This is a genomic window from Rhodococcus sp. 05-2255-1e, assembly GCF_002259025.1.
In the GTDB taxonomy this organism is placed as follows: domain Bacteria; phylum Actinomycetota; class Actinomycetes; order Mycobacteriales; family Mycobacteriaceae; genus Rhodococcoides; species Rhodococcoides fascians.
The window spans coordinates 1-14,908 of the sequence record NZ_NOZE01000003.1 but is presented as its reverse complement, the minus strand read 5'-3'; the positions used below and the strand labels follow the sequence as shown (position 1 = coordinate 14,908).

11 protein-coding genes and 1 tRNA gene are annotated in these 14,908 nt (G+C 64.9%); 5 read left to right on the top strand and 7 right to left on the bottom strand.

Annotated elements, in window-relative coordinates; translation table 11 throughout:
* Window positions 1–181 precede the first annotated feature (181 nt).
* The 3 genes from CH262_RS00090 to CH262_RS00080 form a co-directional block, all read right to left on the bottom strand.
* Window positions 182–1,165, bottom strand: coding sequence for a ribose-phosphate diphosphokinase (locus tag CH262_RS00090; RefSeq protein ID WP_027496100.1), 984 nt, complete (start codon window positions 1,163–1,165; stop codon window positions 182–184).
* Entirely contained in the window at window positions 1,162–2,634 is a 1,473-nt protein-coding gene (gene glmU / locus CH262_RS00085; RefSeq protein ID WP_032381758.1) for a bifunctional UDP-N-acetylglucosamine diphosphorylase/glucosamine-1-phosphate N-acetyltransferase GlmU, read from the bottom strand. The genes CH262_RS00090 and glmU overlap by 4 nt, the downstream gene beginning before the upstream one ends.
* A gap of 53 nt (window positions 2,635–2,687) precedes the next feature.
* Window positions 2,688–2,758 (bottom strand) — tRNA-Gln (locus CH262_RS00080).
* Window positions 2,759–3,011: 253 nt separating this feature from the next.
* Between CH262_RS00080 and CH262_RS00075 the strand changes: the two genes are divergently transcribed.
* The 4 genes from CH262_RS00075 (at window position 3,012) to CH262_RS00060 (ending at window position 9,266) form a co-directional block, all read left to right on the top strand.
* On the top strand, window positions 3,012–3,650 hold the full coding sequence (locus tag CH262_RS00075) for a TetR/AcrR family transcriptional regulator (protein WP_032364106.1): 639 nt from the start codon (window positions 3,012–3,014) through the stop codon (window positions 3,648–3,650).
* Between the two features lie 188 nt (window positions 3,651–3,838).
* Window positions 3,839–4,483: a ScbR family autoregulator-binding transcription factor gene (locus CH262_RS00070; protein ID WP_027496103.1), complete on the top strand. Its 645-nt coding sequence runs from the start codon at window positions 3,839–3,841 to the stop codon at window positions 4,481–4,483.
* 200 nt (window positions 4,484–4,683) lie between these two features.
* Window positions 4,684–8,349, top strand: coding sequence for a transcription-repair coupling factor (gene mfd / locus CH262_RS00065; RefSeq protein ID WP_032385656.1), 3,666 nt, complete (start codon window positions 4,684–4,686; stop codon window positions 8,347–8,349).
* A 2-nt stretch (window positions 8,350–8,351) separates the two neighbouring features.
* Entirely contained in the window at window positions 8,352–9,266 is a 915-nt protein-coding gene (locus tag CH262_RS00060) for a MazG family protein (RefSeq protein WP_027496105.1), read from the top strand.
* On the opposite strand, the gene CH262_RS00055 is transcribed toward CH262_RS00060, so the two are convergent.
* Window positions 9,255–11,234 (bottom strand): heavy metal translocating P-type ATPase, encoded by a 1,980-nt coding sequence (locus CH262_RS00055; RefSeq protein ID WP_080731866.1) that lies wholly within the window; start codon window positions 11,232–11,234, stop codon window positions 9,255–9,257. The two genes, CH262_RS00060 and CH262_RS00055, sit on opposite strands and share 12 nt — an antisense overlap.
* An 89-nt stretch (window positions 11,235–11,323) precedes the next feature.
* Here CH262_RS00055 and CH262_RS00050 point away from each other — a divergent pair, with 89 nt between their 5' ends.
* Window positions 11,324–11,692: an ArsR/SmtB family transcription factor gene (locus CH262_RS00050; RefSeq protein WP_027496107.1), complete on the top strand. Its 369-nt coding sequence runs from the start codon at window positions 11,324–11,326 to the stop codon at window positions 11,690–11,692.
* A 116-nt stretch (window positions 11,693–11,808) separates the two neighbouring features.
* Here the strand turns inward: CH262_RS00050 and CH262_RS00045 are convergent, their stop codons facing one another.
* The 3 genes from CH262_RS00045 to efeO all read right to left on the bottom strand — a co-directional run.
* Entirely contained in the window at window positions 11,809–12,450 is a 642-nt protein-coding gene (locus tag CH262_RS00045; RefSeq protein WP_094716624.1) for a dihydrofolate reductase family protein, read from the bottom strand.
* 95 nt (window positions 12,451–12,545) lie between these two features.
* Window positions 12,546–13,796 carry an iron uptake transporter deferrochelatase/peroxidase subunit gene (efeB, locus tag CH262_RS00040; RefSeq protein ID WP_094716623.1) on the bottom strand — a complete coding sequence of 417 codons (1,251 nt, stop codon included), beginning with the start codon at window positions 13,794–13,796 and terminating at the stop codon, window positions 12,546–12,548.
* Window positions 13,777–14,908: iron uptake system protein EfeO (efeO, locus tag CH262_RS00035; protein ID WP_143547037.1), on the bottom strand; the 1,132-nt coding region annotated here is incomplete at its 5' end. The genes efeB and efeO, both read right to left, overlap by 20 nt.

Sequence of the window (14,908 nt, the reverse complement as noted above, 5' to 3'; positions counted from 1 at the left end):
CGAGTCATCTTAGGTGACAACAAAACCCGCCCCGCACGCCCCCGTCTCGCGAGCTGCATATTCCGGCCACGGGCGTGACGTAGTTCATGCAGTGCAGGTGGGGAGCGGGCGGAGCGGGTTTCGGATCGAGCGAAACAGACCTGGGGGTCGGGAGTGGAGCCTGCGGAATGACCCAGGGGTACTACGCGCTGCCGTTGAAAAGGCTGGTGACCGAACCGTTTTCGAAGACCTCGCGGATGGTGCGGGCGAGCAGCGGTGCGATCGAGAGTTCGGTCAGCGTGTCGAAGCGCTTCTCGTCGCTGATCGGCAGGGTGTTGGTGACGACGACTTCCTTGGCACCGCAGTTGGCGAGGCGCTCGGCGGCCGGGTTGGACAGCACGCCGTGGGTTGCGGCGATGACGACGTCACCCGCTCCGGCTTCTTTGAGTACCTTGACTGCGCCTGCGATGGTGCCGCCGGTGTCGATCATGTCGTCGATGAGGATGCAGGTGCGGCCTTCGACCTCGCCGACGACGCGGTTGGACTTGACCTGGTTGGGCACCAGGGGATCACGCGTCTTGTGGATGAAGGCGAGCGGTGCGCCGCCGAACGAGTCGGCCCACTTCTCGGCGACGCGCACGCGGCCGGAGTCGGGGGAGACGACGGTGATGTGTTCGAGGCTGTACTTGCCGCGGATGTGATCGGCGAGCTGGCTGTGGGCATGCATGTGGTCGACGGGGCCGTCGAAGAAGCCCTGGATCTGGTCGGTGTGCAGATCGACGGTGATGATGCGGTCGGCACCGGCGGTCTTGAGCAGATCGGCGACGAGGCGAGCGGAGATCGGCTCGCGGCCGCGGTGCTTCTTGTCCTGGCGTGCGTACGGGTAGAACGGGAGGATCGCGGTGATGCGCTTGGCGGATCCACGCTTGAGTGCGTCGATCATGATGAGCTGTTCCATCAGCCAGGTGTTCAGCGGGAACGGGTGCGACTGCAGAACGAACGCGTCCGATCCGCGGACCGACTCCTCGAAGCGCACGAAGATCTCGCCGTTGGCGAAGTCACGTGCCGTCTGCGGGGTGACGTCGATTCCGAGTTCCTTGGCGACCTGCTCGGCCAACTCCGGATGTGCTCGGCCAGAGAACAACATGAGGTTCTTCTGGTTGTCGATCCAATTAGGGGTGGTCACTGCTTTTCGCCGTCCTTTAGTTCTTGCCGAGCACGATCTGCGCGCGCCGCTGCCTGTGCAGCTTCGGTTCCGGGCCTGTTGTGAACGACCCAGCCTTCGATATTGCGTTGCTTGCCACCGGACACGGCCAGTGCGCCGGGAGGAACATCGTCCCGAACCACTGTTCCTGCACCGGTGTAAGCGCCGTCGCCCACGTGCACAGGGGCGACGAACGTCGAGTCGGATCCTGTGCGTACGTGGGATCCGATTTCCGTGCGGCTCTTGTTGACGCCGTCGTAGTTGGCGAAGACGTTGGAGCAGCCGATGTTGCTGTGCTCCCCGATCGTGGCGTCGCCGACGTAGGTGAGATGCGGGACCTTGGTGTGGTTGCCGATCGTCGCGTTCTTCGTCTCCACGTAGGCACCGAGTTTTCCGCCGGTGCCGAGGACAGTTCCAGGACGGAGATAGGTGAACGGCCCGACCGTCGCATCGGGGCCGATGACGGCCTGCTCGGCGTGGGTACGGACGACCGACGCGCGCTCGCCGATCTCGACGTCACGCAGTGTCGAGTCGGGACCGACGACCGCGTCGTCGGCGATGTGCGTCTTGCCGTGGAGTTGAACGCCGGGTTCGATGCGTACGTCCGCGCCGAGGGTGACGTCGATGTCGATCCAGGTGGTCGCGGGATCGACGACGGTCACTCCTGCGCGCATGTGTCGTTCGATGATGTGGCGGTTGAGCACGGACGTGACGTGCGCCAGCTGAACGCGATCGTTGACGCCCACCACCAGGTCCGGATCGGCGAGCTGGGTGCCGTAGACGGCCTTGCCGTCGGCCTTGCTGATCTTGACCACGTCGGTCAGGTACAGCTCGTGCTGCGCGTTGGCGGTGCTGAGCTTGCCCAATGCCGTGCGCAGAGCGACCGCGTCGAATGCGTAGACGCCGGAGTTGACCTCACCGATGAGTACCTGAGCGGGAGTGGCGTCGGCATGTTCGACGATCTCGGCCACTTCGCCGTCGTCCGTACGCACGATGCGGCCGTAGCCGTTGGCGTCCTCGGGGAGGAAGGTCAGTACCGTCGCCGCCGCTGGGCGGGGAGCGCTCAGGTGCTCGTCGAGCAGAGCTTTGAGGGTATGGCCGTCGAGCAGCGGGACGTCGGCGGCAGTGACGAGGACGGTGCCCTCGAAGTCGTCCGGCAGCGCCGCGAGGCCGCACTGGACGGCGTGCCCGGTGCCGAGCTGTCGATCCTGCACTGCGGTGTGGATGGTGCGGCCGAACGTGGCGGCCAGATCGTGAACTGCGGCGCTCACCCGTTCGCGATCGTGGCCGACAACGGTGACCAGGTGGTCCGGGCCCAGATCGGCGGCGGCGTGAAGCGCATGGGCGAGCATGGTGCGGCCGGCCAGGGGATGCAGAACTTTCGGAGTCTTGGACCGCATTCGGGTACCTGCACCCGCAGCGAGAACGACCACGGCGGTCTGCACAGGCATTGAGCTCCTCGGGGCGATGACGCGAAACGGGCATGCACGAATGGTCTTGCTCGCTCCGCCGCCAGGACTCGAACCTGAACTATCTGAACCAAAATCAGAGGTGCTGCCATTACACCACGGCGGATAATCGACCAGCGGTGGCAGCAGTGGCCGACGAAGAGAACGACGCCTTCGTTAGCCGCTGCGCTCCCACTGAGCGCACCGATCCTCGCATGAGAGGTGGCGGTGAGTCGAACCGCGACGCATAACAGACCACTCGCGTCGTTCCGGCGCGGCCCCTGCGACAGGAAAAACGGATGGATCGGGCATCGTTAGTCTGTAGTAGGCGTCGATTCGACGTCCGCATTGCCCACGGTCGGTGACGGAAGCGGTTTTCGATGACAGGCGCAGCCTCCGAGCAGGAACGCACACCTCGTGTACGCATGACGGGGACACAGAGACGCGAGCAGTTGATCGAGGTGGGGCGCACGCTGTTCGCCGAGCGTGGGTACGAGGCGGCGTCGGTGGAGGAGATCGCCGGACGCGCGAACGTGTCCAAGCCGGTGGTCTACGAACACTTCGGGGGCAAGGAAGGCCTTTATGCCGTCATCGTGGATCGCGAGATGTCGACGCTGCTGGGGATGATCACCAGTTCACTCGAACTCAACCGGTCGCGTATTCGGGTCGAACGAGTCGCGCTCGCCCTGCTGACGTACATCGAGGAGCGCACCGACGGATTCCGCATTCTGGTCCGTGATTCGCCGGCCTCGGCCGAGGACGGCAAGTACTCGTCTCTCCTCAACGAGGCTGTGGGACGCGTCGGGCACATGCTCGCGGGGGATTTCTCCCGGCGCGGTCTGGATCCGGAATTCGCGCCGATGTATGCGCAGGCGTTGGTCGGCATGGTGTCGATGACGGCCCAGTGGTGGCTCGACGTGCGAACGCCGCCCAAGGAAGTGGTTGCGGCCCACGTGGTGAACCTTTGCTGGAACGGGCTGACGAATCTGGAGGCGGACCCTCGACTGACCGAGGAATGACAACTCTGTTTCGGCTCTCACCGAGGAAAAAAGGGGGTATCGTCCCCTTTGTCGGGCGGGAGGGCCGCAACACATCAGGGGCGATTGTCATCCGGACCGATGCATGTTGACGTCAAACGTAAAGCTGCTCAGTGGTACCGTTCGGGCGTAATTTGCGCAGTGGAAGTTCAATCGCAGAGGCGGATCCTATGGTCAGGCAGGCTCGCGCTGAGATCACTCGCGACACCGTGCTTGCAGGCGCAGCGAATGTCTTCCTGCGCCTCGGGTACGCGAACGCAAGCCTCAGTGAAATCATCTCTCAGTCCCAGGTCACCAAGGGCGCGTTGTACTTCCATTTCGGCTCGAAGGAAGAACTCGCACGTGCGGTCATCGACGAGGGCAATGCGCGTCTGAGCACGGCTTGCATGCAGTTCAACGACGGGCGCATCCCGGCCCTGGAAGCTGCGATCGGGATCTCCTACATCGTCGTCGACCTCTCCGTCACCGACCCGATGGTGTCGGCGATGCTGCGTCTGAGCCATCAGATCGGTGATTACCGCGGCACCGAGGGCAACGTCATGGCCGGCTGGAGCGTCGCGTTCGACAAGCTCGCCGCCAAGGCCATCGCACAGGGTGACATCGACCCCAGTTCGGATCCGAGCACCATCGGTTCGCTCGTGCTCGAAATCCTCACCGGCGTTCACATGGTCGCCGTCGCCACCTCCACCACCGAGGAACTGCCCTCGCGCATGGAGCGACTCTGGTACTACCTGCTCCCCGCGCTGGTGCCGACCAACAAGTTGGACTACTTCCGCGAATTCGCGGCCCGTCGCGTCATTCGCTTCGGTCCGTAGTTCGGGCCCCCAGTTCCAGGCTCTGATTTCGAGGCCCTGATTTCGAGGCCCTGATTCTCGGGCTCGGTCCTGGTTCGACGGCATCTCCCGCGTGTCACGGTGTCGGTGCGCTCCCATAGACTCGACGGGACTGTGCGTGCGCAGCCATCGCCTCGACTCGTTCAGGAGCATTGCTGTTGTCTTCCGATTCCCTGCCTGCCATGACCACGTCCGGGCCGGCCCCGATCGTTCCCGACGCGGCGCTTCACCTTTCGGGGCTCGCCAGTGTCGCGTTGACGGATGCGTCGATGGTCGCGGTCGCCGACGCGATCGGAACGGCCGAGCACACGTTGATCGGGCCGCACTCGGTGCGCCCGTTCGTGGCCGCCGCAATCGCACAGCACACCCAACTTCTGGTCGTCACCGCGACGGGACGCGAAGCCGACGACCTGACGAGTGAACTCACCCAGATTCTCGGTGGCGGCGTCGCCATGTTCCCGTCGTGGGAGACGCTGCCGCACGAACGGCTCTCCCCGAGCGCCGATACCGTGGGCAAGCGGCTCGATGTGCTCCGTCGTCTCGCCCGCCCCGGTGACAGCGACTACGGCGATCCGCTGCGTGTCATCGTCACCACCGTTCGCTCGCTGGTGCAGCCGATGGCCCCGGGTCTCGGCGAGATCGAACCCGTCACGCTCAAAGTCGGTCTCGATCTGGACTTCGACGGGCTGATCCATCGCCTCGTTGAATTCGGCTACCTGCGCGTCGACATGGTGGGCAAGCGCGGCGAATTCGCCGTCCGCGGCGGCATACTGGACCTGTTCTCGCCGACGGCCGATCATCCGGTCCGCGTCGAATTCTGGGGCGACGAGATCACCGAGCTCCGCGCATTCGCCGTCTCCGATCAGCGATCGCTCCCCGATCACGAGGTCGATCTCGTCATCGCGCCGCCGTGTCGAGAATTGCTTCTCACGCAGGAGGTTCGCGATCGCGCGGCCGTGCTCGCCGCCGACAATGCCGGTGACACCGCGTTGGTAGAGATGCTGGACAAGCTGTCGGCCGGAGTCCCGGTGGAGGGCATGGAGGCGCTGCTGCCGCTGTTGCAACCCGGCGAGTTGCAACTGCTCGCCGACACATTGCCCGCCGGGACCCACGTCCTGCTCTGCGATCCCGAGCGAATCCGAACTCGCGCAACCGATTTGGTCCGCACCGGACAGGAATTCCTCGAAGCGTCCTGGACTGCGGCATCCATCGGTGGAGCCGCGCCGCTGGATACGTCCACCCTCGATACGTCCAGCCTCGAGGGGGCCTCGCTCGATCTCGGTGCCTCCGCGTACCGCTCGCTGCGGCAGGTACGCGAATCGGCCCAGGTGCACGGCCGGCCGTGGTGGACCATCAGCCCCTTGGCGTCGGGCAACGGCGAAGAAGTGGAGCTCGCCGTCGATCCCGTGCCCGAGGTGCGAGGTTCCGAGGAAGCGTTGACGGCGCTGTACGCCACCCTGCGAGCCCACATCGCCACCGGTGGACGGGCCGTCATCTCCGTGGCCGGAGCCGGTACCGCCAAGCGCATCATCGAGCGCCTCGCCGAGGCCGAAGTGCCTGCCGCACACCTCGATTCCGGTGCCGTCCCGGTTCCGGACGTCGTCAACGTCCTGTGCGGATCGTTGCACGACGGTCTGGTGTTCCCCGACGCGAAGCTCGTGGTCGTCACCGAGAGCGACCTCACCGGCAACCGTGTCGCGGCGGCGGGGGAGGGGCGCAAGCTACCGGCGAAGCGTCGCAATCAGGTCGATCCGCTGGCTCTCGTTGCCGGCGACAGCGTCGTCCACGATCAGCACGGCATCGGCCGGTTCGTCGAGATGGTCGAGCGCACCATCGGCGGTGCCCGGCGCGAATACCTCGTCGTCGAATACGCGCCGAGCAAGCGCGGTCACCCCGGCGACCGACTGTTCGTGCCGATGGATTCGCTCGATCAACTCTCGCGCTACGTCGGCGGCGAACTGCCGACACTGAGCAAGCTCGGCGGGTCCGACTGGGCGAACACCAAACGCAAGGCGCGCAAGGCGGTTCGCGAGATCGCCGGCGAACTCGTGCAGCTGTATGCCGCTCGCCAGGCGGCTCCGGGACACGCGTTCGGGGCCGACACTCCGTGGCAGCGCGAGATGGAAGATGCGTTCGGGTTCACCGAGACGGTCGATCAGATGACAGCCATTACCGAGGTCAAGGCCGACATGGAGAAGGCCGTCCCGATGGACCGCGTCATCCTCGGCGATGTGGGTTACGGCAAGACCGAGATCGCCGTGCGCGCCGCGTTCAAGGCAGTTCAGGACGGCAAGCAGGTGGCCGTCCTGGTCCCGACAACGCTTCTCGCTCAACAGCATCTGCAGACGTTCACCGCGCGGATGGCGTCGTTCCCGGTGACGGTCAAGGGGCTCTCGCGCTTCACCCACGGTGCCGATTCCAAAGAAGTGATGGCCGGATTGGCCGACGGCACCGTCGACATCGTCGTCGGCACGCACAGGTTGCTGCAGACCGGTGTCGCCTGGAAGGACCTCGGCCTGGTCATCGTCGACGAGGAGCAGCGTTTCGGCGTCGAGCACAAGGAGCACATCAAGTCGCTCCGTACTCACGTCGACGTGCTGACGATGTCGGCCACCCCGATTCCGCGAACGCTGGAGATGAGCCTGGCGGGCATTCGCGAGATGTCGACCATCCTCACCCCGCCCGAGGAGCGGCATCCGGTGCTGACCTACGTCGGTGCCTACAACGACAAGCAGGTTGCCGCCGCCATTCGGCGCGAATTGCTGCGTGACGGCCAGGTGTTCTTCGTGCACAACCGAGTGAGCTCGATCGACAAGGCCGCCAAGAAGATTCGGGATCTCGTCCCCGAGGCGCGAGTGGCGACCGCACACGGTCAGATGAACGAGGAAACACTCGAACGCACCGTGCAGGGTTTCTGGCAACGCGAGACCGACGTGTTGGTGTGCACCACCATCATCGAGACCGGTCTCGATATCTCCAACGCCAACACGCTGATCGTCGAACGCTCCGATTCGCTCGGCCTGTCCCAGCTGCATCAGCTGCGCGGTCGAGTGGGTCGTAGCCGCGAACGCGGGTACGCGTACTTCCTGTACCCGCCGGAGAAGCCGCTCACCGAAACCGCCTACGACCGGTTGGCGACCATCTCGCAGAACTCCGACCTCGGAGCCGGTATGGCCGTGGCGATGAAGGACCTCGAAATTCGTGGTGCCGGAAACGTTCTGGGAGCCGAGCAGTCCGGCCACGTCGCCGGCGTCGGATTCGATCTGTACGTAAGGCTCGTCGGTGAAGCGGTCGAGGCCTACCGCGCGGCCGCCGACGGTAAGCCGATCACGACGGACGAGGCACCCAAGGAAGTGCGTATCGACCTCCCCGTCGACGCGAACATCCCACCGGATTACGTCACCAGCGACCGGCTTCGGCTCGAGGGCTACCGGAAGCTCGCCGCCGCGGCCGACTCCGAGGGCATCGACGCCGTCATCGACGAACTCGTCGATCGCTACGGCCCGCTACCCGAGGAGGTCGGCCGCCTGGTCTCCATCGCGAAGCTGCGCTTGATCGCCAAGGAGTACGGCCTGACCGACGTCAATGTGGCCGGGACACAGGTGAAATTGGCTCCGATGGACCTGCCCGATTCCAAGCAGATCAGGCTCAAGCGCCTCTACCCGAGCGCGACGTATCGTGCGACCACCGGAGTGGTGCAGCTGCCGTTGCCCCGCGTCGAAGGCGGCGGTGTCGGAGCGGCGCGCGTCCGCGATGTCGAATTGGTGCAGTTCATCGCCGATCTCATCCTATCCTTGGACGGGAAGCCATCTCGGTCCGTCCTGTTGGAGCAAACTGTGGGGGTGTAGCGGTGACGATCGTTCTGCTCGACCCTGTTCGTCCTACTCAGGTACCGGTGGACGCCGTCGAATTTCTCGGTGGCGCAGTGCAGTTCACCGAAGAGGTTCCGGTGAAGGTGCGCTGGTTGTTCTCCGGCACCGCCGCGCCCGACGACGTCGATGCCGTGTTGGTGAGCACCGACCGGACCAATCCCGATGTACAGAACCGGATCGCCCGCGGCGAACGCGTCGTCGCGGCCGAGAAGCTTCCTGGCGACGACGTCATCGCGGCGGTCCAGCTGATGGACCGTTTGCGTAGCGTCGGCGGCTGGGAAGCTCAGCAGACGCACGAGTCGCTGCGCGGCTATCTTCTGGAAGAGACCTACGAGCTGCTCGACGCCATCGCCGCCGGCAATTTGGTCGACCTCCGTGAAGAGCTGGGAGACCTGTTGTTACAGGTGCTCTTTCACTCCCGGATCGCTCAGGACGCCGCCGAGGACCCCTTCGACGTCGATGACGTTGCCGCAGGTCTGGTGCGGAAGCTGACACACCGCAGCCCGCATCTGAGCCGAACCGACACCGGACCGATCGACATCGTCGAGCAGGAGCGGATGTGGGAAGAGAAGAAGGCGTCGGAAAAAGCCAGGGGCTCCTGCCTGGACGGTATCGCGATGTCTCAGCCGTCACTTGCATTGGCGCAGAAGGTGATCGGTCGCGCGAGCAAGGCGGGACTGCCCGACGAGCTCGTTCCGGACGGTTTGCGGGTCGTCCACATCGGCGTCGACCATTCGAACGGCGGGGACAGTGCCGAGGACGCATTACGGCGTCGAGTACTCGATTTCGCCGCGTTGATCCGTAATGCCGAGGCATCGGCCCGCAATGCGGGCGTCACGCCGGGAGAGATGAGTGCGTTGGATTGGATCGAACACTGGGGTCTACGGGGCTGACCGGGACGCTTTCTGCTTCCAGGCACGCGAAGACAGCAATCGCATCCCGTTCAAAGCAACGATGACCGTGGAGCTTTCGTGACCGGCCACGCCGATCGGTAGCGGAAGGGTACCGATCAGATCCCAGGCCACCAATACCACGATGAACGTCGCCGCAATCGCCAGGTTCGCGACCACGATGCGGTGAGCCCGCCGCGAAAGCGCGATGACGGACGCCAGGGCCCCGAGGTCGTCGCGGATCAGGACGGCATCGGCGGTGTCGAGCGCGAGATCGGATCCTCGACGTCCCATGGCGACACCGATGTCGGCCGTGGCCATCGCCGGTGCGTCGTTGACGCCGTCGCCGACCAACAGCACTCGCCGCGGGGTCTCGCCGTCGGTACGTTCCATCTGCAGTTGTGTGACGGCCTCGGCCTTGTCCTGGGGCAGCAGCCCCGCGCGTACGTCGACAATTCCGGCGCGCGCTGCGACTGCTCGAGCGACGCGGTCGTTGTCGCCGGTAAGGAGCACCGGTCGGGTGCCGACCAGACGTTCGAGACCTGCGACCGTGGTGTCGGCTTCGGCGCGAACGATGTCGACGAGTCCGATCACCGCGATCGCTTCTCCGTCGAGGTGCACGATCACCGCCGTCATGCCCTCGGCTTCTCGAAGGGCGGCGGTGCGCTCGGCCGGGGCGTTCGTGTTGTACTGTGCGGCTTCGGGTTTGGTGACCGTGACGGTGCGGCCGTCGACCCTGGCCGTGACTCCCATGCCGGGTGTCGAATCGAAGTGCGTTGCGGTCGTTATCGACACACCTCTAGCCTTCGCGAATTCGACGACGGCAGTCCCGATGGGGTGCTCACTTCCGTTCTCCGCTGCAGCTGCCAGGCGGAGTACCTCGTGCTCGGTGAACTCACCCAGCGCGTCGATGCGTTCGACTCGCGGTGTTCCCTCGGTGAGGGTCCCCGTCTTGTCGAAGGCGACCGTGTCGATGGAGCGCAGCTGTTCCATCGCCACGGCAGACTTGACCAGCACGCCGTTCCTGCCGGCGGTGGCCATCGCTGCGAGTAGGGGCGGCATGGTCGCCAGGACCACCGCGCACGGTGACGCGACGATCATGAACGTCATCGCCCGCAGCAACGACGATTCGAGGTCGTTCCCGAGCAGCATCGGTACCGCGAATATCGCTGCGGTACAGAGCACGACGGTCTTCGAGTAGTACTGCTCGACTTTGTCTATGAACAGTTGCTTCTCGGCCTTGGTCTCGGACGCATGCTCGACCAGGGTGACGATGCGCGCGATGATCGTGTCGGACGGGTCGACGTCGATCCTGATCCGTAGTGCGCCGGTGCCGTTGATGGTGCCGGCAAACACCTCGTCGCCCACGGATTTCGAGACGGGTACCGATTCCCCCGTGATCGAGGCCTGATCGATGTCGGATGCGCCGTCGACTATGGTGCCTTCACCCGAAATGCGTTCGCCGGGGCGCACTGTCACGATGTCGCCCGGGCGGAGGTCGGATGCGGCGACCGTTCGTTCGTGGCCGGCGGTGTCGAGCACGGTCGCGGTCTCGGGTGCCAGTTCGAGCAAACTCCGAATCGAGTCGGCGGTGCGTCTGGTGAGCACCGCTTCGAGGGCACCGGACGTGGCGAAGATGACGATCAGCAGTGCGCCGTCGAAGATCTGCCCGATCGCGGCGGCACCGAGTGCGGCGACGATCATCAGCAGGTCGACGTCGAGAGTTCGGTCCCGCAACGCCCGGAGTCCTTCGAGCGCAGGCTCCCACCCACCGGTGGCGTAGCAGGCGAGGTACAGCGCCCAGTACGTCCATGTCGGCGCGTCGATCAATTGCGCGAGAAGTCCGAGGGCGAACAGTGCTGTCGCGGCCAGCGCCCATCTGACTTCGGCGATGTCGACGAGACGGGTGCGGCTTGCGCCGGCTGGATGTCGCACGTCGGCCGGTGCCGGGGCGGTGCTGGTGGAAGTCATGCGGGCCTTCGTTCCGTCGGACAGTGCGAACATCACCGTACAGGATTACATGAAGACCTTTACATGTGTACATAAACTATAGTTGTCGCATGGGACATGGAGTCGAGGGACGCAGCACGCCACCTGCGCAGCTCGATGCCGAATCTGCCGCCACGGTGGCCGCGACCCTCCAGGCTCTGGCCACGCCGAGTCGACTGCGCATTCTGACGCAGCTACGGCAGGGGCCGAGTGGGGTCAACGATTTGGCCGACGCAGTGGAAATGGAACAGTCGGCGGTGTCGCATCAGCTCCGGTTGTTACGCGCCATGGGACTGGTCACCGGTACGCGCTCGGGCCGAAGCGTCATCTATCGCCTGTACGACAACCACGTCGCGATGCTGCTCGACGAGGCCGTCTATCACATCGAGCACCTCGGAATGTCGGCGTCGGACTTTCCCTCCGACGCCGACTCCGCCTGAGTTGTTCTCACTCGCCCAATACTCGCGTTGGCTGGGGCATTCCTCGTCCCTCGGGTCGGGATCAATGTGGGTTTCAGTCGGTCAGAGTGCAACAAAGGCGCATTGATCCGGCCCGGCTACCTACGCCAGAACAAGTGATGAGTCATACCGCTGCTACTCGGGACAACTTCGTGCTCGAATCTGTCGTTCAATTCGTCGGGTGAATCCCACAGCTTCAGGCCCGAGCCGAATTCGATGGGTGTGACGGCGATGTGCATGGTGTCGACCAGATCGGCGTCGAGGAATTCGCGGATGCTGGTGACGCCACCGCCGAGTCGCACGTCCTTCCCGTCGGCCGCCTCCTTCGCCTGTTTCAGTACGTCGGCGGGCTCGCCGTCGACGAAGTGAAAAGTGGTGTCGGAGAGTGTGATCGACGGCCGTTCGTGGTGGGTGAGCACGAAGACGGGCGTGTGGAACGGCGGCTCGTCGCCCCACCAGCCCTGCCACTCGTGATCGGCCCACGGTCCGCGTTGTGGCCCGAACTTGTGTCGGCCCATGATCTCGGCACCGATGTTGTGGGCGAAATCGCGGGCGAAGTAGTCGTCGAGTCCGCGGCTTCCGCTCGATCCGGCGTTTCCAGGAAAACTGGCGGTGGCGAAGTACCACCTCATCAGTGCCAGATGGTCGAGACCGAACGGGCTCTCGAGGCTCTGGTCCTCGCCCGCAGCAATCCCGTCGCTCGAGACGGTGAAATTCTGTACCCGAACCAGCTGACCCATATGTGCTCCCGATGTCGATGACGAAAACATACGACGATGTAGACCGAACCGCGTGCACGAACTCACCGCCCGGACGGGGTGGGGCCGGCGAAGAATCACTCGAACAGTGTCGAACCCCAGTATTCGGATTCTCCGACGCCGGGTGGGCACGCGAATACCGCAGACCCGACGTGTTGGATGTATTCGTTCAGTGCGTCCTTGCGAGACAGGGCCAACTGCATCGGGACGAATTGGGTCAGGGGATCGCGGCAGTAGGCGATGAAGAACAGTCCGGCGTCGAGGTGTCCGAAGCCGTCCGATCCGTCGGTGAAGTTGTATCCCCGACGCAGGATCTGGACGCCGCCGAGGTTTTCCTTCGACGCCAGACGCACGTGTGCGGTCTTGTCGATGAAGGTGCCTTCCGGTCCCTGTGACTCGAAGTCGAGTGCGTCGAATTCGTCCTTCTGGCCGAGCGGTGCGCCGGTTCCCTTGCTGCGTCCGATCACTCGCTCTTGTTCCTTGAGCGTGGTGCGGTCCCACGATTCGATGAGCATGCGGATGCGGCGGGCCACGAGGTAGGAGCCGCCTGCCATCCATTCCTGATCGTCGTCAGGGGCAACCCAGACGTTCTCGTCCAGCAAAGACGGGTCCTCGGCCTTGAGGTTGGCGGTCCCGTCCTTGAAGCCGAACAGGTTTCGTGGGGTGTCCTGTGTGGTCGAGGTGGACGAGGTGCGTCCGAAGCCCAGCTGAGACCACTTGACCGACACCGTGCCGAACCCGACGCGGGCGAGGTTGCGAATGGCGTGGACGGCAACCTGCGGGTCGTCGGCGCAGGCCTGGATGCACAGGTCTCCGCCGGAGCGGCGGGGGTCGAGGTTGTCGGCCGGGAAGTGCTGCAGATCGGCAAGCGACGCAGGCTTTTTCGACGCCAGATCGAATCGGTCGAACAGCGCCGGACCGAACCCGATCGTCAGCGTCAGCGACGATGCGGACAGGCCGAGAGCCTCGCCGGTGTCGGTGGGCGGGTTGTACTGGCCGCCGTCGACAGCTCCGCCGTCGAACGTCTCCTCGCCCTGCACCAACCGCTCGGCCATCAGGGTCCACTTCTTCAGCAGCGCAACGAACTCGTCGCGAGAGTCGGTGGTGACGTCGAACGCGACGAAGTGCATGCGGTCCTGTGCCGGGGTGACGATGCCGGCCTGATGGTCGCCGCGGAACTCGACGACGTCCGACGTCGGCACCTCGGCTCCCGAGGCCGTCGCGTGTCCCGCGATGGCCCCGACTCCGACGAGTGCAGCCCCGGTCCCGACGGCACCGAACAGGCGCCGCCGGGAGAACTGTCCAGTCTTACTGTCCGGCAACGACACCCTGCACCTGGCTCACTTCGGCGGACAGTGCGTCGATCTTGTTCGACAGTTCCTGTCGCTGCGGTTCGGTCACGGTGTCGTAGAAGACGAAGCCGTCGCCGCTGCGGTACTTGGCGAGTTCGGCGTCGAGTTCTGCGAAGCGGGCGTCGATCGCGGTGCCCAGTTCGGCGTTGCGCTCGTCGAGGATCGGACGCACGGCCGCGATGGCTGCCTGCGAGCCGTCGACGTTGGCCTGGAAGTCCCACAGGTCGGTGTGCGAGAAGAAGTCCTCTTCTCCGCTGATCTTGGTCTTGGCGACCTCGTCGAGCAATCCCTGTGCGCCACCGGCGACCTGGACGGGGTCGATGGTGAAGTCGTCGGCCTTGATCTTGTCTGCGAGTTCGGTGATGTCGGCCTCGAGCTGATCGGCCATCGCATTGGTGTCGGGCTGCAGTCCCTGCGTCCACAGGTCCTTCTCGATGCGGTGGAAGCCGGTCCACTCCGCGCCGGGCTCGACGTCGGGCTCACGCAGGTCGATGCGCGGATCGAGATCGTCCGGGAAGCTCTCGGCGACCGGCTCGATGCGCTCGTAATAGCTACGCGCGATGGGGAACTGGGCCTTGGCTGCGGCAACGTCGCCGCTCTTGACCGCGGTGACGAACGACGTCGTGGTCTCCTGCAACGCGTCGATCTGACTGACGACGTAGCGCTTGTAGCCGTCGGCTGCCTCGGCGAGCAAGCCGTCCTCGTCCGTCTGGCGAACCGAATCGCCGGTCACGACGTAATCGGCCCGGACGCCGTCGCCCACCATGCCTGCCTTGCAGGCGGTTTGGTACGTGCCGGGGTCGGGCAGAGCGACGATGAGCTGACGCGTCAGACCCGGTCCGATGTTCTCGACCTCGCCCATGACGCGGTCGCCCTCGCCGTAGACGTAGAACTCGGTGACCTTGCTGCCGTTGTTGGTGATCTGGAACGTGGAGTTTCCGGTGGTGCCCTCGGATGCACCGACGTCGCAGGACGAGTCGGTGGCCGTGACGGCGATATCGCCCGACGCGGCCTCGGTCGAGGACTTCTCGGTGCATCCGGCCAGGGCCATCGGTAGAACCGCGACCGCGGCCAGAGCGTAGGTGGTA